Origin of the sequence: Rhizobium sp. P38BS-XIX (assembly GCF_012641435.1) — a bacterium.
Classification (GTDB): domain Bacteria; phylum Pseudomonadota; class Alphaproteobacteria; order Rhizobiales; family Rhizobiaceae; genus Rhizobium.
Map to the genome: position 1 here is coordinate 52,715 of NZ_JABAIJ010000001.1, position 22,296 is coordinate 75,010.

Consider the following 22,296-nt stretch of genomic DNA (forward strand, 5'->3'; position numbering starts at 1 on the left):
ATTTAGACCCAGCCGATGATCTTCATGTCCAGATCGACTTTCAGGATCTGATCCTGATGGATCGGAATGTCGGCCGCTTCTTCCTTGGCAATATCGCCTACCAGACGAAACAGTGTCCGAATGACGCCGCCATGCGTGACGCAAACGGTCGGGCGTTCGACTGAAGTCAGCCAAGAGCCCACACGCCAGGAGAGGATCTCGTAGCTTTCGGCATCTTCGCCCGGAGGAATGAAGTCCCATTTGCCGGCCTTGCGCTCGGCAAGACGCTCTGGCTCGGAGATCTTCAGTTCCTTGAGCGTAAAACCTTCCCAGGCGCCGAAGGAGACTTCGACGAGCCTTTCGTCCGTGCGGTAATCCTTGGGAGGGCGTTCCATGGCCTCGCGCATGATTTCCATCGTCTCGCGCGTACGCCGCAAGGGACTTGCGACGAAATCGAACGGCTGGCCTTCGAATGTCAGGATTTCGCCGAGGTCGATGCCGTTCTGGCGCGCCTGTTCGCGGCCGATGGCGTTGAGGTCGATGTCCTTCTGCCCCTGCAGACGGCGCTCGGCATTCCAGTCGGTCTGACCGTGACGGATCACATAGAGGATTGGCGACACGGTCAGATTCCTGTTGATCAGTCCTTCGCGACGGAAATGTCAGGCGCGTCCACGGCCTTCATGCCGACCGTGTGGTAGCCGGAATCGACGTGGTGGACTTCACCAGTGACTGCGGTCGACAGATCGGACAGAAGATAGAGAGCCGAGTTGCCGACTTCGTCGATCGTGACGGTCCGCTTCAGCGGAGCATTATACTCGTTCCACTTCAGGATGTAGCGGAAGTCGCCGATGCCGGACGCTGCGAGCGTCTTGATCGGGCCTGCGGAGATCGCGTTGACGCGGATGCCGCGACCGCCGAGATCGACGGCGAGATAGCGCACGCTTGCTTCGAGAGCCGCCTTGGCAACGCCCATGACGTTGTAATGCGGCATGACTTTTTCCGCACCGTAATAGGTGAGGGTGATCATCGAGCCGCCATCATTCATGATTCGCTCGGCGCGCTGTGCAACCGCCGTGAACGAATAGACGGAGATGTCCATCGTCTTCGTGAAGTTGTCGCGGCTGGTATCGAGGTAACGGCCGGTCAGCTCGTCCTTGTCCGAGAAGGCGATGGCATGCACGACGAAATCGATCTTGCCCCATTTCGCTTCCAGCGTGTCGATGACGGCATCGATCGTTGCCGGGTCGGTCACGTCGCAATGGCCAGCCATGAAGGCACCCAGTTCCTGGGCGAGGGGCTCGACACGCTTCTTCAGGGCATCGCCCTGCCACGTCAGTGCGATCTCGGCTCCGGCATCCGAACAGGCCTTGGCAATACCCCACGCTATCGAACGGTTGTTTGCAACGCCGAGGATGACGCCGCGCTTGCCTGCCATGAGGCCAGTGGATTGAGCCATATTCTGCTCCCTTGAACTTTCGAATGACCCTGCCTATGGCATAGGCCGTTCCCCTGTTCAAGCATCGTAAAGATCATCAACTGTTAGGGATCGTAACAAAGGGTGCTGTTGTCACCAAAATTTCACAGGAAAAGCCCCTCGCGCATACTGCGCATGAGATCGGTGACCTTATCGTCAGGTTTTTCCCACAGCATCAGCCGCAATTCGACAATGAGATCGCCTTTTGCGCCATTTCCGTCGGGCAAGCCTTCGCCGGGAACGCGCACGATGTGATCCGAACCAGACCACGGCGGCACCGTCAATTTGACCGGGCCGTTCAATCCTTCGACGGTTGTTTCACAGCCGAGCACCGCGTTTTCGATGGTCACTGGCAATATCGTGCGCACATGGCTGCCATCGAGGGTGAAGCGTCCGTCGGTCGACATGTGCACCGTGATGGCGACGTCGCCGCGCAGCATGCCCTGCAGTTTCAGACCCTGGTTCTTGAGATGCAGCACCTGGCCGTTGGAAATATCGGTCGTCGCCTGGAAGCGCGCCTCGCGACCGTCCGGCAGCGGAACGATGATCCAGCGGCTCTTCAGCATGTCCTCAAGTGTGACCGTCGCTTCGGCCGCGACTTCAGGCGTCTTTTCCGGCGGCTTGTCTTGAACGTTGCTGCCGGTGATACGGCGCATGAGCGAACCCAGGATGCCGAAAGCCGAGCGCGAACCGCCCGAAGCCGTGCCCGTCGCAAGCAGTTCTTCCTCCGGCTGGATGTCTTCCGCTGCCGATGCGGTGGTCTCCGGTTGCTTTTCGGGCTGGGGCGCGGCCGCTTCGGCGCTTGCCTGTTCCTGCTGCTGTGCGCGGCCGGCCTTCACGCCGAAAATACGCTCGACCACGTCTTCGGGCGTTTCTTTCTGGGCTCCCGCCTGCTGGCTGGCTGCCGACGCAGCCGCCTTTCGGGCGTTGGCCCGCGCAAGCTCTTCCATGACCTTTTCCGCATTGGCGCGAGCCACCTTCGCACGCTCGGCCGCCTCACGCGCAGCCTGACGCTGCTGCATGATGGTCTGCTCCGTCGTCTGACCCTTGGCTTTCGCCAGGGTGGCGATCTGATCGTAGCGGCTGCGCTTTTCCGGGTCTTTCAGTGTCTCATAGGCGCGGCCGATCTCCGCGAAGCGCTCCGTCGCCGTCGGATCGCCCATATTATGATCGGGATGAGCGGTCTTTGCGAGGTTGCGCCACGCCGCCTTGATCTCATCCGCCCCGGCATCTTTTTTCACGCCCAACACCTGGTAAGGATCACGCATCTTTCCAGCCACCATTCTGTGGGTATCCGGCCCCTTCGGAGCACCCCCAACACACGAAACTCACACGTCGTGCTTCGCCGTCTCGCAGCCCTGGGAAAGGCAAGAGGTCAGCACGCGTATGAAGCGATCCTGCGGGAAGAGTTGCTAATCAGGCGTTACGTCTGATGGGGGAGGGCCTGCGCCATGTTCGCGGATGGTTAGCCGTTCGCTAACGCCGGACGCGAGAAATCGTAAGGCTGCAGCGGCGTTCACCGCTGCCATGCGTCGGGATTGCCGGTCGAGACGAAAAAGAGAGGGAAGGTCAGCCGGCCTGCTGGAAGCTCAACAACTGCCATTCGCCCTGGCTGACAAGGCAAGTTCTGCCGGAGAAGTTGGCAATGCCCTCGTAGGAGTGGCGGCTCGTGCGGAATTGGCGGCAGACGACGCCGGAGGAATTGCTCTCGGTGATCGCGTCGATAACCCCGGCGCTGCCGGTGGACGCGTTCGCCCAGGGGATGGGCTGGCCGTTCAGCTTGTGCAGGTCCGCCGAGCTGACGGCGTTTCGCACGGTCGATTCGTCTGAGATGCTGTCGGTCGTCACGGGCGCTGTCGGAACCGTGCCGGTCGAGACGCTGCGATCCACTTTTGCCGAGGCCAGGTAGTCCATGCCGCCGCCGACGCAGCCGCCAAGGGTGAGAAGGGAGACCAGGGCAACACCTATCGTCACGCCTTTCGCAAGCTTGCGCTTTGTATGAACGATCGACTTTGCTATGACTTCCACCCGAAGATCTTTGTCAGCCGGAGAGGCTGATGATTTTTAGGAATTGCGGAGTATTTAAACTAATATGTCGGAAAACGGGTTAACAAGCGGTGACTTCACCGAACAGAACGAACCTTTCACTCTATTTGCGGCCTGGCTTCGCGAAGCTGAGACCACAGAGCCAAATGATCCGAATGCGGTTGCCTTGGCAACGGTTGATAAGGATGGACTGCCAAATGTCCGCATGGTCCTTTTGAAAGGTTTCGATAGCGACGGATTCGTATTCTATACGAATTTCGAGAGCCAGAAAGGCCAAGAAATCCTTTCTCAGAAGAAAGCGGCCATGTGCTTCCACTGGAAGTCGCTTCGACGGCAGGTGCGTTTGCGCGGACTGGTTGAGGTGGTGACCGACAAGGAAGCCGACGAGTACTACAAAACAAGGGCTCGCGGCAGTCGCATCGGTGCCTGGGCCTCCAAGCAGTCTCGTCCGCTGGAAGGTCGTTTTGCACTGGAAAAATCTGTTGCCGAATATACGGCGCGGTATGCGATCGGCGATATTCCACGCCCGCCCTACTGGTCCGGCTTCCGCATTCGGCCGCTATCGATCGAATTCTGGCACGATCGCCAGTTCCGTCTTCATGACCGAATCGAGTTTCGTCGCGATATGCCTGAAGGTGCCTGGCAGAAGGTGCGGATGTACCCTTAAGGCGTCTCGCCCTTCGGCATACCAGGTCATTTACCGAGGATTTATATTGCGTCCCGGCGCCCCATCAACCGCATGGGGATGCCGGAGGCCAGCGCCGAGGCATAGCGCGGCTTCTGATAATGGCCGTTCAGCGAAAGCCGGGGCAAAAGTGTGAGGGCATTGCTGCTTGCAGCAGCGATGATCCCTGGACGCGTCGTTACGCCGATTGAAAAGCCGAGTTTCGCAGCAAGCCTTCCTTCGCGCTGCGAGACCGCGTCTGTTGTTCCGTAAGGATAGGCAATGGCTGTCGGCCGTTTTCCAATGATATCGGCGACATAGTCGGCGGAAAGCGCCATTTCCGCAGCTGCTTCCGCTTCCGTCAAGCGCGAGAGTGCACGGTGGCTCACCGTATGGGCGCCGAGCGACACGAGAGGATGGCGGGCAAGCTCCCGCAATTCCGTTCGGTCCATGATCGCTTCCCGTACCAGATGGAGCGGTTCCAGGCCATTCCGCGCGGCCAGCTCATCGATGCGCGCGACGGCGTCGCTTTCATCCGTGCCGTGCACGAAGGCCGCGAAGCGTGAAAACGCCGCCTGCTTCTGGCTCTCTTTCTCCAAAGGCACGAACTCGTCGCCAGCCCCGAAATCGAATCTCAGCCGATCCAGCCGGTTGAGCAGTTCCGCCAATGTTTCCCACCACAGGCTATGCGTCCGCTCCGACAAACCTTGGGCGACGAAGATCGTGAACGGCACGCCATGGCGTGCAAAAACCGGCAGCGCATGATCGAGATTGTCTCGATTGCCGTCGTCAAGCGTGAAGGCGACGAACGGCGGCTTGCCCCCGGCATTTTCGATGCGCGCGGGCAAAGCATCGAGAGACAGGAACTCGTAGCCGTCCTTCTTCAGGCGCAGGATCGCGCGATCGAGGAAATCCGGCGAGATTTCGAGATGAGCATTCGGTGCGAAGCCACGAGGAAGGGCAGGGCGCACATGATGAAGGGTGAAGATCGTACCGATGCCGCCGACATCCCGCATGAGGCCCGCGCCTCTGATGAGTGCGGCGGCCTCCAGCCCGCTGGAGATCATTGTGCGCTTGAGGCGGACCTTGAGGCCCTGTTCCATGCGGATCGATCCGGTTGACGACTGCCAACGCTCTAACGCGCCCTCCGTTAAACCTTACTGAATCTTTGCTATAATTTCCAATGCGTTAATGCTTATTTTACCAGGAAAGGCAAAATTGAAGAACTAACGAGGCTGTTGCCTCAATATCGCACCGATATCAGCTTTCTTGTCGCAAAATCATACAAGGCTGACTGCGGTGTGTTGGCATTTTTTCGTTTGGGGACGATTATGAAAAGACTTTTGGTGGCCATGTCTGCGGCTGTTGCGCTGTTGAGCGCGCCTGCGGCGAGCTTTGCGGGCAGCGCCTACTTCATCATGGACGCCAAGACCGGCAAGGTTTTGACGTCGAGCAATGCGGATGACCTCAATCATCCCGCGTCCCTGACCAAGATGATGACGCTGTACCTGACGTTCGAAGCGATCCATCGCGGCAAACTCAGCTGGAACACCAGAATCCCCGTTTCGAGCGCCGCCGCGGCCAAGCCCCCGACCAAGCTCGGCCTGAAGGCAGGCGGCACGGTGACCGTACGCGAAGCCGTCGACGGTATGATCATTAAGTCGGCCAACGATGCCGCCGCCGCGATGGGCGAAGCGCTTGGCGGCAGCGAAAGCGGCGCCGCGCGGTTGATGACGCAGAAAGCCCGCGAACTCGGCATGCGCCGCACCGTATTCATGAATTCGTCCGGCTTGCCCAACATGCAGCAGGTGACGACGGCTCGCGATATGTCGACGCTCGCCGTTGCTCTCATCAATAATTATCCGCAGGAATACCGGCTGTTTTCGCAGGCGAGCTTCAATTATCGTGGCCACTACGTACGCGGCCACAACAACTTGATGTACCGCTATGAGGGCATGGACGGTATCAAGACCGGCTATACCAATGCGTCGGGCTTCAACATCGTCAGCGCCGTGCGCTCCGGCAATCGCCGCGTCATCGGCGTCGTCATGGGCGGCGCGACGGCCCGTGGCCGCGATGCGCTGATGGCTTCCTTGCTCGATCGGTATGTCTCCAAGGCCAGCTCGGTTTCGACATCTCGCCTCGTCGCGAGCATTGGCAGCGTCGGCAAGGGCAAGCAGGTCGAAGTGGCGTCGGCATCGGATGATGTCGCCGTCGATGTCGATACGCAGACCACGGCCACGACCGCGAGCCGCAAACGTCCCGAAGTCGTGCCTTTGGCATTTGCCGCATCCTCGAACGTCACGGTCCCGATGGACCGCCCCGTCGCCATGGATGAAATCATGAACGCCGGCAAACCCGTAGCGGGCGGTGGCTGGCAGGTGCAGATTGCGGCAACCCCGAGCGCGCAGGCTGCCAAGGATCTTCTGTCCATCGCAAAATCGAAGGCCGGCAACGCTCTTGCCAATGCCTCGCCCTATACCGAGCCTTATGGCAAGGGCAACAATACGCTCTACCGCGCACGTTTCGTCGGCTTTTCCACTCGCGACGACGCAACTTCGGCATGCGCGGCTTTGAAGCGCAAGGAATTCGATTGCATGCTTCTGCCGAACAAGGGCTAAGCGGAATATCAACTTTCGGAAGTCGAGCCGGCGGGGCAGAACTCCGCCGGCTCGACTTTTTTCATGGAATCGGTCATCAATGCTCTAGAACATAAAGAGAACGGCGTCGATGATGAAAAAGCTGATGCAGCAATTCGAAATGGCTTCCGCCACCTATGCCGCCGAGAACGGCCTGGAGCGGGATGAAGACTGGTTCATGCTCAAGCTGCAGGAAGAGTTGGGCGAACTGACGCAAATCTGGAATAAGACGACGGGCCGTGGCCGCCGCAAGGGCATGACCGAGGCGCAGCTTGCAATGGCGCTGGCGGACGAGACGGCCGATGTTCTCGGCCATATCCTGCTCTTCGCCCATCGCAACGGCCTGGATCTTGCCGCTGCCATAGAGCGCAAATGGCGTTTCCGCCCCTCCGAGGAGTAGGGGAGGGCGATTTACGCCTTCGTGCCGCCCACGGTGATCTGGTCCATTCTCAAATGCGGCTGCCCCACGCCGACGGGAACCCACTGGCCGCCCTTGCCACAATTGCCGATGCCGGTGTCGAGTTTCATGTCGTTGCCGATCATTGAAACCCGCTTCATCGCGTCCGGTCCGTTGCCGATCAGCATGGCGCCCTTGATCGGCGCCCCGATCTTGCCGTTCTCGATCAGATAGGCCTCGGTGCAGCCGAAGACGAACTTGCCTGAGGTGATGTCGACCTGGCCGCCTCCGAAGGAGACCGCATAAATACCCTTCTTCACCGAGGCGATGATCTCGTCCGGTGTCTTGTCGCCGCCGAGCATGTAGGTGTTGGTCATGCGAGGCATCGGCGTGTGGGCATAGCCCTGACGCCGACCGTTGCCGGTGGCGTTCATGCCCATCAACCGCGCATTCTGCCGATCCTGCATGTAGCCGACCAGCTTGCCGTCCTCGATCAGGACGTTGTAGGCCGAAGGCGTGCCTTCGTCGTCTACGGTGAGGGAGCCGCGGCGGTTCTCGATCGTGCCGTCGTCGACGACGGTCACGCCGGGTGCGGCGACCATCTGACCGAGAAGGCCTGCAAATGCCGAGGTTTTCTTTCGGTTGAAATCGCCTTCCAGCCCGTGCCCGACAGCCTCATGCAGCATGACGCCCGGCCAGCCCGAGCCAAGAACGACATCCATCGTTCCTGCCGGTGCGTCGATCGCCTCGAGATTGATGAATGCCTGCCGCAGCGCCTCGTCGGCGCCGCGCTGCCAATTCTCCTTCGTGACGAAATCGCCGAAGCCGATGCGGCCGCCGGTGCCGAATGAGCCGGATTCCTGTCGGTCGCCATCGCCGACGATGACGGAAATGTTGATTCGGGTCATCGGGCGAATATCGCGTACGCGGTGTCCATCGGCGCGCAGAATATCAACCACCTGCCAGCTTGCGGCAATCGATGCCGTCACTTGCCGGACCTTGTCGTCCTTGTCGCGCAGATAACTGTCGATCTCCTGGAGAAGCTTGGCCTTCTCCTCGAATGTCGGCGTGCCGATCGGATTTTCGTCGCCGTAGAGAACCTTGTTGGTGCGCTGCGGCGCGGCGGCGTAAGAGCCTGCGTAACCGGAGGTGACCGCGCGCACTGCGTCTGCGGCGCGCTTCAACGCGGCTTCCGAGAGATCACCCGCATGCGCGTAGCCCACGGCCTCGCCGGCGACGGAGCGCAGGCCGAAACCCTGCTCGGTATTGAAGCTGCCGCCCTTCATCCGACCGTTGTCGAACGTCAGCGATTCCGCCTGCACATGCTCGACGAACAGCTCGCCGTCGTCAGCGCCCGCAAGTGCGTCGGCCACGATGCCGCGCAGTTTGGTTTCGTCGGTGTCGAAAAGGGTAAGGAGATCGGTATTCATGGGTCAGGTGCTCCGTTCAGAGCCGATGTAGGCTTCGCACGGCGCAAGAGCAAGCCCATCCGATCAGGGAAGGGCGTCGTAGCCTTCGGCAAAGCCCTTGAGATCGACCGGAATACCGATGCCTTCTTCCGGAGACTGGAAGACGATGAAGGTTGCGGTGGCGCCGCTGCGCAGCGTCTTCAGCAATTCGTCTTCAAGCACCACTTCGGCATAGCAGCCATCGGCGAAGCAGCGCACGAAGTAGGCGCGGCCGATATCCTTGCCGTCGATATTGAGACCGAGACCATTCGGCAGCAATACGCCGAGCGGCGCGAGAACGCGCAGGATCTTGGACTTGCGATCGGCGGTTTTCAGCACGACGACGGAAAGACCGATTTCCGGACGATCCTCGGCAATCACGTTCTGCATGAGTGCGCATTGTTCGGCCGACGCACCGGCCGGCTTGTCGCAGACGACGGACCATGCGCCATGGCTGGAACGAACCGTGCCCGGAGGTTGTGGAACCTGGCTGGTCGGAACCTGCTGCGTAGGAGGCTGCTGCTGGCCCTGTTGTTGCGGCTGTAGCTGCTGGGTCTGCTGCGCTGGCTGAGTCTGTTGTGCTTGTTGCGCCCATACGGGCGCGGCGGCCGCGGCAACGACGCTGCCGGTAACAAGCCAAAGCCGGGCGAGGGAACGAAAACCCATGAAAACCTCTAGATTCGAATCAGTGCCGCTATTGTTGAAGCCAGACCGGCAAATGAAAAGCCCCGGGTGCTGGATTCCAATCGACTACGGCGGAAATACGACATGTACTCTATTTTGTCCCGGTGGCGCCATGGACCACGATGCAATTTTTCGTATGATGATGAAATGCTTGCCATGTCCGGCCGGCGATGGGGATTATATTCGCGCAAAAATGCCGCACTAACAAATCTCTTGAGTTGTTGCGGAGTACCCCAAACTGTGGTTTGAAGCGCAATGGACTGTAGGGATACTGCGTTTGAGGAAGATCTGGGATCAAACGCTGGAGGGAGAGACATCGTGATTAAGAGAGCTTATGCGGCTCTGACGGCTCTGATCTGTCTGCTTTTCGCAACAGGCAGCTATGCTGATCAGCCGAAACCTTGGGAAACCGGTATGCAGGAGGCGGCAACCGGCAATATGCATCAAATCCGTTGGTTTGAGGCATACACGCTTTGGTTTGTCATTCCGATCACGCTTCTTGTCCTCGTTCTCCTATTGGTCGTCATGATCAAGTTCCGGGCTTCCAAGAACCCGGTTCCGTCCAAGACGAGCCATAATACACTGATTGAGGTTATCTGGACCATCGGTCCGGTCCTCATCCTTCTGTTTCTGGCGATCCCTTCCTTCAACCTCCTGACCGACCAGTTGACCTTCCCGGAAAAGACTGATGTCACCGTCAAGGCCACCGCGACGCAATGGCAATGGAATTATGAATATGAGGGCAGCGGCGCCACGCCGCTCGCTTTTGATTCGTTCATGCTGAAGGAGCCGGATCGCGCGGCTGCCGGCAAGGACGACAAGTCGAAGTATCCGCGGCTTCTCGCTGTGGATAACGAAATGGTGGTGCCGGTCGGGAAGAACGTGCGCGTTCTCGTCACGGCAGCGCCGACCGACGTCATTCACTCCTTCGCCATGCCGTCCTTCGGTGTTAGAATTGACGCCATCCCAGGCCGCCTCAACGAGACCTGGTTCAAGGCAGACCGCGAAGGTCTTTACTACGGACAGTGTTCCGAGCTCTGCGGCAAGGATCACTCTTTCATGCCGATCGCCATCCGCGTCGTCTCCGATGATCAGTACAAGCAGTGGCTTGCTTCCGCTGCAACCGATCTGAACAAGGCGAACAAGGCTCTGATGGCCGCCGTCGATCAGCCCGCAACCGTCAAGGTTGCCGAAAACACGGCGAAGTAAGAGGGATAGGAACAATGGCTGGATCCAAGGCACACGACGATCACTCGCATGATCTTCAAGACGCCCACGCGCATGACGATCATCATGCGCACAAGCAGACCTTCGCCGAGCGTTGGCTGTATTCGACGAATCACAAGGACATCGGAACGCTCTATTTGATCTTCGCGATTTTCGCGGGCGTGATCGGCTTCCTTTTGTCCGTCGCCATCCGCATGGAGTTGCAGGAACCCGGCATTCAGATCTTCAGCGGTCTGGCGTCGATGGTCTACGGCTACTCCGGCGATGCTGCCATCGATGGCGGCAAGCAGATGTACAACGTCTTCGTCACCGCACACGCACTGATCATGATCTTCTTCATGGTCATGCCGGCGATGATCGGCGGCTTCGCCAACTGGATGATCCCGATCATGATCGGTGCGCCAGACATGGCTTTCCCGCGCCTCAACAACATCTCCTTCTGGCTGATCGTACCCGCCTTCCTCCTGCTGATCCTGTCGATGTTCGTCGAAGGTCCTGCGGGTGCTTATGGCGCGGGCGCCGGCTGGACGATGTATGTGCCCTTGTCCGGCACGGTCGGCCACCCGGGTCCGGCGATCGATCTCGTGATCTTCGCGCTGCATCTGGCCGGCGCATCGTCGATCCTTGGTGCGATCAACTTCATCACGACGATCCTCAACATGCGCGCACCGGGCATGACACTGCACAAGATGCCGCTTTTTGCCTGGGCCGTTCTGATCACCGCGTTCCTGCTGCTCCTGTCGCTGCCCGTTCTCGCCGGCGCCATCACCATGGTGCTGACCGACCGTAACTTCGGCACGACCTTCTTCGCTCCAGAAGGCGGCGGTGACCCGCTGCTCTATCAGCACCTCTTCTGGTTCTTCGGCCATCCGGAAGTCTACATCCTGATTCTGCCCGGCTTCGGCATGATCAGCCACATCATCTCGACCTTCTCGCGCAAGCCGATCTTCGGTTATCTCGGCATGGCCTACGCCATGGTCGCGATCGGCGCCGTCGGCTTCGTCGTCTGGGCCCACCACATGTATGTGACCGGCCTTTCGCTCGACACGCAGCGTTACTTCGTCTTCGCAACCATGGTCATCGCCGTCCCGACGGGCGTGAAGATCTTCTCGTGGATCGCGACGATGTGGGGCGGTTCGATCGAGTTCCGCACGCCGATGATCTGGGCATTGGGCTTCATCTTCCTGTTCACGCTCGGTGGTGTGACGGGTGTTCAGCTCGCCAATGCCGGCCTCGACCGCGAACTGCATGCGACCTACTTCGTTGTGGCACACTTCCACTACGTGCTGTCGCTCGGCGCCGTCTTCGCGATCTTCGCCGCATGGTACTACTGGTTCCCGAAGATGACCGGCTACATGTACAGCGAGCGGATCGGCAACTGGCACTTCTGGATCACCTTCATCGGTGTGAACATGGTGTTCTTCCCGCAGCACTTCCTGGGTCGTGCGGGCATGCCGCGCCGCTATATCGACTATCCGGACGCCTATGCCGGTTGGAACTTCGTGTCCTCGATCGGCTCCTATGTCGCAGCTGTTGGCCTTTGCTTCTTCTTCTGGGGCGTTATAGATGCATTCGCCAAGAAGCGCGTTGCAGGCAACAATCCCTGGGGCGAGGGTGCGACCACGCTCGAGTGGCAGCTGTCGTCGCCGCCGCCCCACCATCAGTGGGAAGAGCTGCCGCGCATCAAGTAAGTCTGTTTCCGGACGCCGCGATGAGCGGCGTCCGGCTCACCTGATAATTGGAAGAAAGCATGACGGTCATCGACAATCACGAAGCACTCGCAACGCAAGCCGACAACGGCCTGTCGGAAGCGAGCGCGCGCGATTATTTCGAGCTTCTGAAGCCGCGCGTCATGTCGCTGGTCGTCTTCACGGCCTTCACCGGCCTGGTGTTGGCGCCAGGACACATCAATCCGGTCCTCGGCTTCATCGCAATTCTCTGCATCGCGGTCGGCGCCGGTGCGTCCGGCGCCTTGAACATGTGGTATGACGCCGATATCGACGCTGTCATGAGCCGCACGGCGCGCAGGCCGATCCCATCGGGCCGCGTCAGCCCTTCGGAAGCGCTGGCGTTCGGCCTGGTGCTCTCGGGCTTCTCGGTCACGATCCTCGGCCTCGCAGTCAATTGGCTTTCGGCCGGTATCCTCGCCTTCACGATCTTCTTCTACGCCGTCATCTACACGATGTGGCTGAAGCGCTCGACGCCGCAGAATATCGTCATCGGCGGCGCTGCCGGCGCATTCCCGCCTGTTATCGGCTGGGCTTGCGTGACCGGTAGCGTGCCGGTTGAAAGCATCGTGCTCTTCCTGATCATCTTCCTCTGGACGCCTGCCCATTTCTGGGCGCTGGCCCTGTTCAAGATGGGAGATTACAAGGCCGTCGGCGTTCCGATGCTGCCGAACGTTTCGGGTGTTGCGACGACCAAGAACCAGATCGTCGTCTATGCCGTTCTGACCGCGCTGATTGGTGTCGTGCCGTCCTTCATGGGTTTTGCGAGCCTGGGCTATGGCATCGTGGCTGCGCTGCTGGGTGCGATTTTCGTGCACTGTTCCATCGCCGTCTGGCGGATGGCCGATGGCGACGAAAAGATGGTGCCGGCAAAGAAGCTCTTCGGCTTTTCCATTTTCTATCTTTTTGCGATCTTTTCCGCGCTGCTGATCGACAGGCTCGTCGCCGTGCTGATCTCGGGCGGCGTTGGAGGCTGGTTATGATCGAGCTGGTCAAGTTGACGGAAGCGCAAAGAAAATCGCGGCGCGGGCGCAACATAGCGCTCGGCCTGGTACTGGCCGGCCTGGTGATCCTGTTCTATGCGATCACCCTCATCAAGGTCGGTACCGGACACGTTTGAGGAGGCGTGATGGCGGAGGAGGCAAAGAAAAGCACGAAGACCGGCGGCCGTAACAATGGGCTGGTGGTCGGGATGTGCCTGAGCTTTATCATAGGCATGAGCGCCATGTGCGCTGCTGCCGTGCCGCTCTACCGCATGTTCTGCCAGGTAACGGGATACAACGGCACGACGCAGCGCACCGAGCAGGTTTCGAACGTCATTCTCGACAAGCCGATTCAGGTGTCTTTCGACGCCAATGTCGCGCCCGGTCTGCCCTGGGATTTCAGACCCGAGCAGAAATCGGTGAGCCCGAAGATCGGTGAAACCATCGAAGTCAAGTTCGTGGTGGAGAACAAGTCCGACAAGGTGCAACGCGGCCAGGCGATTTTCAACGTCACGCCGCTTGAAGCCGGGGTCTATTTCAACAAGGTCCAGTGCTTCTGCTTTAACGAAACGGATCTTGCGCCAGGGGAAAAGCGCGAGATGCCGGTGGTATTCTACGTCGATCCTGAGATCACCAAGGCGGTGGAAACCAAGACGATCAACGCCCTGACATTGTCCTACACATTCTATCCACGGGACGGCGTGAAGCCCGTGGCATCGAACGAGGGCGCGGTGCAGCCGGCGGAAAAGAAACTTTGATGGAGAGTGCTTTTCGGTTTGACCGGAAGCAATATGGGAAAAAGTTATTCGGGGATTGCTGATATGGCCGAAGTGCATCAGAGAAAACACGACTATCACATTATCGATCCCAGCCCATGGCCGATCCTTGCGGCCGCTGGGGCCTTCGTGCTGACCTTCGGTGGTGTCGGCTTCATGCGCTACCTCAACGGCGGCGCGCTACATATGTTCGGCTTGAATTTGGCGCAGCCCTGGCTGTTCTTCATCGGCCTGGCTGTCGTCCTCTATGTCATGTACGGCTGGTGGGCTGATACGATCAAGGAAGCACATGAAGGTGCGCACACGCGTGTCGTCTCGCTGCATCTGCGCTACGGCATGATCATGTTCATCGCCTCGGAGGTGATGTTCTTCGTCGCATGGTTCTGGGCCTATTTCGACGTCAGCCTGTTCCCGAACGAGGCCATTCAGGCATCCCGTACGGCCTTCCTCGGTGGTCAGTTCCCGCCGAAGGGTGTCGAAGTTCTGGATCCCTGGCACCTGCCGATCTACAATACCATCATCCTGCTGCTGTCCGGTACGACTGTCACCTGGGCGCACCATGCGCTGCTGCATGGTGATCGCAAGGGGCTGATCCAGGGTCTGACGCTGACCGTCCTGCTAGGCGCCTTGTTCTCCTGCGTCCAGGCCTATGAATATGCTCACGCCCCATTCGAATTCAGAAATTCGATCTATGGTGCGACCTTCTTCATGGCGACCGGTTTCCATGGTTTTCACGTTCTGATCGGTACGATCTTCCTGCTGGTCTGCCTCGTGCGCGCCATCCGCGGTGATTTCACGCCGAAGCAGCATTTCGGTTTCGAAGCGGCTGCCTGGTATTGGCACTTCGTCGACGTCGTCTGGCTCTTCCTGTTCTTCTGCATCTACATCTGGGGCAGCTGGGGCGCGCCGATCGCCGCAGGCTGATCGAACTTCCATCCTTCGTAAGAAAAAAGGCGAGCCCCGTGCTCGCCTTTTGCTTTCAGGCTTCAATCGCCCGACGCGAGCCTCTCGAAGGCGCTTGGATGAGGCACTCCTCTGGTGAGCAAGTGCCGAATTTCCTCGGCGCATGCCTCAGGGCTTTTCGTGGACGTATCAACTTCCAGATCGTAGGTGCCGGGCCGATGCACTTGGTCCTGCCAGGCGACGATCGGAGCGGGGATGGGCATGTCGCGTTCGATGGTGATGTAGGAGCCTTGCCTTTCCGCTCCTTCCGCCAACCGCCTCTGCAAGATGATATCGAGCGGGCAACGCACGCCGATGAACAGAGCTGGCAGTCCTGCCAGCAACTTGGCGCAATCGCTGAGAATGCCGAGCGGCTGCGAGTAGCTGTCATGATGGCCGAATTCTGCGACGACATTCAGTCCCAGTCGGCTGTGCGCGGCGATCGAGGCATAGAGTGCGGCATAAAAGCGCGGAATGAGCGGCTCGAGGTCGGGTCGCTCGCCGCCCGGACGCAGGCCGATACCCGGGCGATAGCGCTCGGGCGTGATGTGTCGCACATAGGCATCGACGCCGAGATTGAGCCACACGCCTTCAAATCCGGTCTGGATGGCTTCGACGATGCTGCTCTTTCCGGATCTCGGAGCGCCGTTCAGGATGATGATATGTCCTGGGGTGACATCTTCGCCGTCTTTCATGGGGCCATTCCTCTCTACGCATGGTCTGACTTGGATATGATGTACGAGCTTTTGGATTGGACGGAGAATGGCATCGCGGGTACTGATTGTAGCGGGGGCGAGATCACGATGCTTGCCCGTATTGGCAGACTGACCGGGATCGGACATTGAACTCAGAGCAAGACAAAAGCCCCAACGCGTCGAATGATGATGGCGCCCTCTTTGCGCCTGTCGATCCGTTCAAGGTTGGCCTCCAGGGATGCTGCCCGCGCTGCGGCCATGGAAAGCTTTTCGATGGATTGCTGTCGATCAAGCCGCGTTGCTCTGCCTGCGATCTTGATTATGCCTTTGCCGATGCCGGCGATGGCCCGGCCGTCTTCGTCATCCTGATCGTCGGCTTCATCGTCATCGGTCTGGTCCTGTGGATGCAGATCAATTACGCGCCGCCGATCTGGGTCTACATAGTGCTGTTTGCACCGCTGACCATCATTCTGTCGCTGCTCTCTCTGCGCTGGTGCAAGGGCATCCTGATCGCGCTGCAATACCGCAACAATGCCAGCGAAGGACGCATCACTCGTGACTGAGACCGTTGTGCCCGCGCGCCGTGCCAATCCTCTATGGCAAGTCGGCAAGGCGTTGATCCTGCTCGTTGCGCTCGTCATTCTTTTGGGCCTTGGCACCTGGCAGGTCGAACGCCTGCAATGGAAGGAAGGCCTGCTGGCCGATATTGCCGCGCGCAAGGATGCGCCGCCCGTGCCGCTGTCGGCGATCGAGGCCATGGCGGCTTCCGGTGGCGATATCGAATATCGCACGGTGACCGCCTCCGGCCACTTTCTCAACAACAAGGAACGGGACTTTCTCGCCACCTATGGCGACGAGCCCGGCTTCTATATCTACACGCCGTTGCAGCTCGACGACGGCCGTTATGTTTTCGTCAACAGAGGCTATGTGCCTTCGGATGCCAAAGAGCCGGAGATGCGCAAGCAGGGTCAGTTGACCGGCGAACAGACGGTAACGGGCCTCGCGCGAGCCGAGTTGAGTGGCCAGCCCTCAGGCATGCCGGACAATGATCTAGCCAAGAACATCTTCTTCTGGAAGGACCTTGAAACGATGGCGTCCAGCGTCGGGCTGCCGAAGGACAAGGTTCTGCCTTTCTTCATCGATGCCGACAGGACCCCCAATCCGGCGGGCTTGCCCATCGGCGGCGTCACCATTGTCGATCTGCCGAACAACCATCTGCAATATGCCGTGACCTGGTACGGTCTCGCGGTGGCGCTGGTTGCCATCGTCGCTATTTCCTGGTGGCGCAAACACCATCCGGATGCGCCGTCACAATAGAGGCATGCAATAGAATAGCTTCATTTCGATGGAATATTCGGCTAGAGCATGGTCGCAAAAGTGCGCAGCGGTTTTTGGATAAGATCCTGCGGGCAAAGTGGATCAGCCTGAAGGGCATCCCTATCTAATGGCCGAGCCATCGTCGCGTATTTCGGAAGAGACATGAATATAGCCGTTTCCAAACCTGACCTGACCATCCGGCTTTGCGGCCCGCGCGGCTTCTGTGCCGGCGTCGATCGCGCCATTCAGATCGTCGTTCTGGCGCTGAAGGCTTATGGCGCGCCGGTCTACGTTCGCCACGAGATCGTGCACAATCGCTATGTCGTGGAAGGGTTGGAAGCCAAGGGTGCCATTTTCGTAGAAGAGCTCGACGAAATTCCGGCCGAGCATCGCGCCCAGCCCGTGGTTTTTTCCGCCCATGGCGTGCCGAAATCGGTCCCGGCAGATGCGGATGCGCGCAATCTCTTCTATCTCGATGCGACCTGCCCTCTGGTCTCGAAGGTGCACAAGCAGGCGATGCGCCACAATCGCCTCGGCCGCCACGTCGTCCTGATCGGCCATGCCGGCCACCCGGAGGTGATCGGCACCATGGGCCAGTTGCCGGAGGGCACGGTGTCGCTGATCGAGACGGTGGAAGACGCCGATGTCTACGAGCCCGTCGATCCCGACAATCTCGGTTTCGTGACACAGACGACACTTTCGGTCGACGACACCGCCGGCGTCATTGCCCGTCTACAGGAGCGCTTCCCCAATCTGACTGCGCCGGCTGCGGATTCGATCTGTTACGCCACGACCAACCGCCAGGAAGTGGTGAAGGAGGCGGCCCCCGGCTGCGATCTCTTCATCGTCGTTGGCGCGCCGAACTCCTCCAATTCCAAGCGCCTTGTCGAGGTGGCGCTGAGAGCCGGGGCGAAGAAATCCGTTCTCGTCCAGCGCGCCGCCGAGATCGACTGGGGCAATATCGGCGACATCAGGACGGTTGGCCTGTCCGCTGGTGCATCTGCGCCAGAAGTCATCGTCAACGAGATCATCGAAGCTTTCCGCGCCCGCTATAATGCCGTGGTGGAACTCGCTGAAACTGTGAAGGAAACCGAGAATTTCCTCGTCAATCGCGAGCTTCGCAGTATAGAGCTGACGACAGCAGACATGGCTTTCGTCAACGGCGAATAGCCGACCCAAGGCGCTCAAGTTCAGGACTGTTTCGTGGCCGTTTATACCGATATTACCGAAGACGATTTGAAGTGGTTCCTGACCGAATATGATGTCGGCGAGTTGCTGTCCTACAAGGGCATCGCCGAAGGCGTAGAGAATTCGAACTTCCTGCTTCACACGACTCGCGATCCGCTCATCCTGACGCTCTACGAAAAGCGCGTCGACAAGGGCGATCTGCCGTTCTTCCTGGGGCTGATGCAGCATCTCGCAAGCCGTGGCCTGTCGTGCCCGCTGCCTCTGCCGCGCAAGGATGGCGCGTTGCTCGGCCATCTCTCCGGCCGCCCGGCTGCCCTGATCTCCTTCCTCGAAGGCATGTGGCTGCGCAAGCCTGAGGCGCATCATTGCCGCGAAGTCGGCAAGGCGCTTGCCGCCATGCATGTCGCCGGCGAAGGTTTTGAAATCCGCCGTCCGAACGCGCTGTCGCTCGAGGGCTGGCAGACGCTTTGGGAAAAGTCCGAGGCGCGCGCCGACGAGGTCGAAGCCGGCCTGCAGGATGAGATCCGCAGCGAACTCGATTTTCTTGGAAAGCATTGGCCGAAGGATCTGCCCGAAGGCGTCATCCATGCCGATCTTTTCCCGGACAATGTCTTTTTCCTGGGCGACACGCTCTCCGGCCTGATCGATTTCTATTTTGCCTGCAACGATCAACTGGCCTATGACGTCTCCATCTGCCTCAATGCCTGGTGCTTCGAGAAGGATCACGCCTATAACATCACCAAGGGCATGGCGCTGCTGGAAGGCTACCAGAGCGTGCGGCCATTGAGCGAGGCGGAAGTCGCCGCCCTGCCGATACTGGCGCGGGGCTCGGCGCTGCGCTTCTTCCTGACCCGCCTCTACGACTGGCTGACGACGCCGGCCGGCGCCATGGTCACGAAAAAAGATCCGATCGAATATTTGCGCAAGCTGCGATTCCACCGCCAGATTGCATCGGCTGCCGAATATGGGCTGAAGGCATGAAGCACGTCGATATTTTTACCGACGGCGCTTGCTCCGGCAATCCCGGTCCCGGCGGCTGGGGCGCGGTGCTTCGCTATGGTGAAGTGGAAAAGGAGCTCTCCGGCGGTGAGGCGGATACAACCAACAACCGCATGGAATTGATGGCTGCGATCTCGGCGCTGTCGGCCCTGAAATGCCCTTGCGAGGTCGATCTTTATACCGATAGCGTCTACGTCAAGGACGGCATCACCAAGTGGATCTTCGGCTGGAAAAAGAACGGCTGGAAGACCGCCGACAAAAGGCCGGTCAAGAATGCCGAGCTGTGGCAGGCGCTGGACGAGGCCTATAACCGGCACAAGGTGACGTTGCACTGGATCAAGGGGCATGCGGGTCATCCCGAGAACGAGCGGGCCGACGAGCTGGCGCGCAAGGGCATGGAGCCTTTCAAGAAGAAGTAGCCTTGGCCTAGTCCGTTTGTCGGCTTTTGGTTCTGTCTGGTGGGTCATTGCCCGTTTATGCCTCGGCTATTCCCATTCAGCGAGAGCCGGACATGATCTTCAAGCATATCGAAAGCGCCGACGATATTGCGGCGAGCTTTGCCGTTATGCGGGAGCTTCGTCCGCATATCGAGCAGGCCGCAACCTATCGCGAGCGTATCGAGCGGCAGCAGCAAGAGGGCTATCGCCTGTTGGGTGTATGGAAGGACGGTGAACTGGCCGGTCTGGCCGGCTATCGTCATCTTGAAAACCTGCTCTATGGACGGTTTACCTATGTCGACGATCTCGTGGTGCGCCAATCATGCCAGCGGTCTAATTTCGGCGCTAAACTGATCGAGCATGTCCGGGAAATGGCGAAGGCCGATGACAGGGTAATGCTGGTGCTCGATACCGGGCTCGCCAATTCGCTCGCCCAGCGTTTCTATTTCCGCAACGGGCTTCTTGCTCGAGGTCTGCATTTCAGCCAGCTTCTGAAACAGCCGGCAGCATGAAAATCGCGCTGCATGTCAATGCCAGTCCGCTGGGGCAATCCTCACGTGCTTATCGACTGGCGCGACAGGCCGCGGCCAATCTTGCTGCCAAGGAAGGCGGCGTCGTTCTGGTCGAGCGTGATCTCGCGACGAAGTGCCCGCCGCCGATCACCGCGCAATATGCCGACGCCATTGCCAGACGTGCCGAAACCGGCCTCCCGGTGTTCAAGGAATCGGAGACGCTGATCCGTGAGCTGGACGCCTGTGATTACCTGATTGTCTCAACGCCGATGCACAATTTTTCTGTGCCGGCGTCGCTCAAGCTCTGGATCGATTACATCCTGCGTGACGGTCGCACCTTCAGCTATCGGGACGGTTACAAGGTCGGCTTGCTCAGGGATCGTCCTACCCTCGTGATCGTCGGCTCGGGCAGTGAGCACGAGGGTCCACGCGCCCGGCAGCCCGATTATCTCTCGCCTTATTTCACCCACGTGCTGGCAACCATCGGCATCGAGGATGTGCATTTCATTCGGCTGCAAGGATTGGTGCAGCCGGATTTTGCGGCAGAGGCCATCGCATCGGGCGAGCGGCAGCTTGCCGCCAATCCTGTCTTCGGGCTAACCTCCGCGCCAAGAGGATCGTAGGTTTTGGGCGGCAGCCCCGATATCCAGGAAATGGCCGTCATGGCAAAGCAGTCTCCATCGGCCAATGCGAAAGATACGCCGCTTTTGCACGACGATAACAATCCGATCTACCTGCAGCTCTGTGCGCGTTTCAAGACCGCGATCGCCGAGGGACGTATGGCGCCGGGAGATCGGATGCCATCGGTACGAGCGCTTGCCAGCGAACTCGGCCTATCGCGCGGGACCGTCAATCTCGCCTATCAGATCATGGCGGAAGAGGGCTATCTCGAGTTTCGCGGCGCGGCAGGCACCTTCGTCGAGGAGCGCCTGAAGAAGACGAGCAATGCAGGATCGCCGCGCCTCGTTACGGGTCGAGCTAGGGCGGAACGATTGCCAAATATCCGGCCGTTTCAGCTGGGCTTGCCGGCGCTCGATGCCTTTCCTCGCAAGACCTGGAACCGTCTGGTCAGCCGCCGCTCGCGCGAGCTTGGCATAGAGCAGCTCGGCCACCCTCAGCCTGCCGGGCTCATGGCGCTGCGTGAGCGTATTGCGGCCTATCTCGCCTTTTCGCGCGGCATTGCCTGTCGGCCGGAGCAGGTATTTGTGACCTCAGGCCATCGCGCCTCGCTGGAGCTGATCATGCGTGCGCTTCATCAGCCGGGCGACGGCATATGGTTCGAGGATCCGGGCTATCCAATTGCTCGCGATTTTCTGGTCTCCATGGGTGCCAAGCTCCACCCTGTGCCGGTCGATCAGGATGGCCTGATTGTCGAGGGGGGCAGGGCTCGCGCGCCCGATGCCCGCTTTGCCATGGTCACGCCGGCCAACCAAAGTCCGCTCTGCGTGATGATGTCAAAGGAGCGGCGTGGTGAACTGCTCAAATGGGCGGAGGAGGGACAGCGCTGGATCATCGAGGATGATTACGACAGCGAGTATCGCTACAACCGCCGGCCGCCGCTGTCGCTCAAGGCCATGGATCGCGGCGAGCGCGTGCTGTTCACCGGCTCGTTCAGCAAGGTTCTCTATCCGGCGCTTCGGCTTGCCTATCTGCTCGTGCCGCCCTCGGAGATCGACAGTTTCGAGCGTGCCAGCCGGCTGATCAGTGCCGGTTGTCCGGAATTCCATCAATCCGTGATCGCGGACTTCATGGAACAGGGCTATTTCATCCGTCATCTGAAGAAGATGCGAACCCTGTACGCGCAGCGCCGGCAATTGCTTGTCGATACTATGCAGGATGTCTTCGGCGACGGGGTCAGGGCGATTTCGCCTCCGGCGGGATTGCATCTTGCAATGCAGTTCGAGGGGTATCGCGCTTCGTCCGCAAAGATCGCCACATTGGCGCAGGCGGATGGCTTCGGCCTGCAGTCGCTTTCATCGTGGCACATGGGGCCGCCGTCGGTCGATGGGCTGCTCATCAGCTTCACCAATCTCAGCAGCAGGCATATGGCTGAGACGTTGGCGCAGCGGTTGAAAGCCATCTGCATGGCCGCAGATCAAGAAGGCTGAGTCAGATCTTGGCCTAGTCAAATCTGGGATTCTTGCATCTGTTTCCAAGGCCAA

The 22,296-nt window shown here is 59.5% G+C and carries 25 protein-coding genes; 17 read left to right on the forward strand and 8 right to left on the reverse strand.

Translation table 11 applies throughout. From position 1 onward, the window contains the following. Positions 1 to 2 precede the first annotated feature (2 nt). The 4 genes from HGP17_RS00230 to HGP17_RS00245 all read right to left on the reverse strand — a co-directional run bounded on the left by HGP17_RS00230 (position 3) and on the right by HGP17_RS00245 (position 3,460). The gene (locus tag HGP17_RS00230) at positions 3 to 599 is read right to left on the reverse strand and encodes a histidine phosphatase family protein (protein ID WP_168804835.1); all 597 of its coding nucleotides are present in this window, start codon (positions 597 to 599) and stop codon (positions 3 to 5) included. 17 nt (positions 600 to 616) lie between these two features. Continuing rightward, positions 617 to 1,435, reverse strand: coding sequence for an enoyl-ACP reductase FabI (fabI, locus tag HGP17_RS00235; protein ID WP_168804837.1), 819 nt, complete (start codon positions 1,433 to 1,435; stop codon positions 617 to 619). A gap of 122 nt (positions 1,436 to 1,557) precedes the next feature. Then, the gene (locus HGP17_RS00240; RefSeq protein ID WP_246703935.1) at positions 1,558 to 2,736 is read right to left on the reverse strand and encodes a DnaJ domain-containing protein; all 1,179 of its coding nucleotides are present in this window, start codon (positions 2,734 to 2,736) and stop codon (positions 1,558 to 1,560) included. Between the two features lie 286 nt (positions 2,737 to 3,022). Beyond that, entirely contained in the window at positions 3,023 to 3,460 is a 438-nt protein-coding gene (locus HGP17_RS00245; RefSeq protein ID WP_348648898.1) for an RT0821/Lpp0805 family surface protein, read from the reverse strand. A gap of 85 nt (positions 3,461 to 3,545) precedes the next feature. Between HGP17_RS00245 and pdxH the strand changes: the two genes are divergently transcribed. Continuing rightward, on the forward strand, positions 3,546 to 4,166 hold the full coding sequence (pdxH, locus tag HGP17_RS00250) for a pyridoxamine 5'-phosphate oxidase (protein ID WP_168804841.1): 621 nt from the start codon (positions 3,546 to 3,548) through the stop codon (positions 4,164 to 4,166). Between the two features lie 41 nt (positions 4,167 to 4,207). Here pdxH and HGP17_RS00255 read toward each other — a convergent pair whose 3' ends face one another. Next, the gene (locus tag HGP17_RS00255) at positions 4,208 to 5,266 is read right to left on the reverse strand and encodes a polysaccharide deacetylase family protein (RefSeq protein WP_168804843.1); all 1,059 of its coding nucleotides are present in this window, start codon (positions 5,264 to 5,266) and stop codon (positions 4,208 to 4,210) included. 228 nt (positions 5,267 to 5,494) lie between these two features. Between HGP17_RS00255 and HGP17_RS00260 the strand changes: the two genes are divergently transcribed. Then, positions 5,495 to 6,784, forward strand: a complete 1,290-nt coding sequence (locus tag HGP17_RS00260; protein WP_168804845.1) for a D-alanyl-D-alanine carboxypeptidase — start codon at positions 5,495 to 5,497, stop codon at positions 6,782 to 6,784. Between the two features lie 109 nt (positions 6,785 to 6,893). After that, positions 6,894 to 7,202 carry a pyrophosphatase gene (locus HGP17_RS00265; protein WP_168804847.1) on the forward strand — a complete coding sequence of 103 codons (309 nt, stop codon included), beginning with the start codon at positions 6,894 to 6,896 and terminating at the stop codon, positions 7,200 to 7,202. Positions 7,203 to 7,213: 11 nt separating this feature from the next. Here the strand turns inward: HGP17_RS00265 and tldD are convergent, their stop codons facing one another. After that, on the reverse strand, positions 7,214 to 8,629 hold the full coding sequence (gene tldD, locus HGP17_RS00270; RefSeq protein WP_168804850.1) for a metalloprotease TldD: 1,416 nt from the start codon (positions 8,627 to 8,629) through the stop codon (positions 7,214 to 7,216). 63 nt (positions 8,630 to 8,692) lie between these two features. Further along, entirely contained in the window at positions 8,693 to 9,313 is a 621-nt protein-coding gene (locus tag HGP17_RS00275; RefSeq protein WP_168804852.1) for an invasion associated locus B family protein, read from the reverse strand. A gap of 336 nt (positions 9,314 to 9,649) precedes the next feature. Here HGP17_RS00275 and coxB point away from each other — a divergent pair, with 336 nt between their 5' ends. The 6 genes from coxB to HGP17_RS00305 all read left to right on the forward strand — a co-directional run bounded on the left by coxB (position 9,650) and on the right by HGP17_RS00305 (position 14,968). Next, complete coding sequence (gene coxB, locus HGP17_RS00280; RefSeq protein ID WP_168804854.1) at positions 9,650 to 10,540, forward strand: cytochrome c oxidase subunit II; 891 nt, start codon at positions 9,650 to 9,652, stop codon at positions 10,538 to 10,540. Between the two features lie 14 nt (positions 10,541 to 10,554). Further along, on the forward strand, positions 10,555 to 12,249 hold the full coding sequence (gene ctaD, locus HGP17_RS00285; RefSeq protein WP_168804856.1) for a cytochrome c oxidase subunit I: 1,695 nt from the start codon (positions 10,555 to 10,557) through the stop codon (positions 12,247 to 12,249). A 59-nt stretch (positions 12,250 to 12,308) separates the two neighbouring features. Then, positions 12,309 to 13,268, forward strand: a complete 960-nt coding sequence (locus HGP17_RS00290) for a heme o synthase (RefSeq protein ID WP_168804858.1) — start codon at positions 12,309 to 12,311, stop codon at positions 13,266 to 13,268. After that, positions 13,265 to 13,405: a hypothetical protein gene (locus HGP17_RS00295; RefSeq protein ID WP_168804860.1), complete on the forward strand. Its 141-nt coding sequence runs from the start codon at positions 13,265 to 13,267 to the stop codon at positions 13,403 to 13,405. The genes HGP17_RS00290 and HGP17_RS00295 overlap by 4 nt, the downstream gene beginning before the upstream one ends. A gap of 9 nt (positions 13,406 to 13,414) precedes the next feature. Then, entirely contained in the window at positions 13,415 to 14,026 is a 612-nt protein-coding gene (locus tag HGP17_RS00300; RefSeq protein WP_168804862.1) for a cytochrome c oxidase assembly protein, read from the forward strand. 63 nt (positions 14,027 to 14,089) lie between these two features. Then, positions 14,090 to 14,968, forward strand: coding sequence for a cytochrome c oxidase subunit 3 (locus HGP17_RS00305; RefSeq protein ID WP_168804865.1), 879 nt, complete (start codon positions 14,090 to 14,092; stop codon positions 14,966 to 14,968). Positions 14,969 to 15,030: 62 nt separating this feature from the next. On the opposite strand, the gene HGP17_RS00310 is transcribed toward HGP17_RS00305, so the two are convergent. Further along, positions 15,031 to 15,681 (reverse strand): chloramphenicol phosphotransferase, encoded by a 651-nt coding sequence (locus tag HGP17_RS00310; RefSeq protein ID WP_168804867.1) that lies wholly within the window; start codon positions 15,679 to 15,681, stop codon positions 15,031 to 15,033. A gap of 146 nt (positions 15,682 to 15,827) precedes the next feature. Between HGP17_RS00310 and HGP17_RS00315 the strand changes: the two genes are divergently transcribed. The 8 genes from HGP17_RS00315 to HGP17_RS00350 all read left to right on the forward strand — a co-directional run bounded on the left by HGP17_RS00315 (position 15,828) and on the right by HGP17_RS00350 (position 22,242). Beyond that, complete coding sequence (locus HGP17_RS00315; protein WP_168804869.1) at positions 15,828 to 16,244, forward strand: DUF983 domain-containing protein; 417 nt, start codon at positions 15,828 to 15,830, stop codon at positions 16,242 to 16,244. Next, positions 16,237 to 16,998 (forward strand): SURF1 family protein, encoded by a 762-nt coding sequence (locus HGP17_RS00320; RefSeq protein WP_348648874.1) that lies wholly within the window; start codon positions 16,237 to 16,239, stop codon positions 16,996 to 16,998. The genes HGP17_RS00315 and HGP17_RS00320 overlap by 8 nt, the downstream gene beginning before the upstream one ends. Before the next feature lie 162 nt (positions 16,999 to 17,160). After that, complete coding sequence (gene ispH / locus HGP17_RS00325; RefSeq protein ID WP_168804873.1) at positions 17,161 to 18,168, forward strand: 4-hydroxy-3-methylbut-2-enyl diphosphate reductase; 1,008 nt, start codon at positions 17,161 to 17,163, stop codon at positions 18,166 to 18,168. Between the two features lie 33 nt (positions 18,169 to 18,201). Further along, complete coding sequence (locus tag HGP17_RS00330) at positions 18,202 to 19,167, forward strand: homoserine kinase (RefSeq protein ID WP_168804875.1); 966 nt, start codon at positions 18,202 to 18,204, stop codon at positions 19,165 to 19,167. Next, positions 19,164 to 19,604, forward strand: a complete 441-nt coding sequence (rnhA, locus tag HGP17_RS00335) for a ribonuclease HI (RefSeq protein WP_168804877.1) — start codon at positions 19,164 to 19,166, stop codon at positions 19,602 to 19,604. Before HGP17_RS00330 ends, rnhA begins: the two co-directional genes overlap by 4 nt. A 92-nt stretch (positions 19,605 to 19,696) precedes the next feature. Next, a complete protein-coding gene (locus tag HGP17_RS00340) occupies positions 19,697 to 20,134 on the forward strand; it encodes a GNAT family N-acetyltransferase (protein WP_168804879.1) in 438 nt (145 codons plus the stop codon). Then, a complete protein-coding gene (locus tag HGP17_RS00345) occupies positions 20,131 to 20,757 on the forward strand; it encodes an NAD(P)H-dependent oxidoreductase (RefSeq protein ID WP_168804881.1) in 627 nt (208 codons plus the stop codon). The genes HGP17_RS00340 and HGP17_RS00345 overlap by 4 nt, the downstream gene beginning before the upstream one ends. 39 nt (positions 20,758 to 20,796) lie before the next feature. Continuing rightward, positions 20,797 to 22,242: a PLP-dependent aminotransferase family protein gene (locus HGP17_RS00350; protein WP_168804883.1), complete on the forward strand. Its 1,446-nt coding sequence runs from the start codon at positions 20,797 to 20,799 to the stop codon at positions 22,240 to 22,242. Positions 22,243 to 22,296 lie beyond the last annotated feature (54 nt).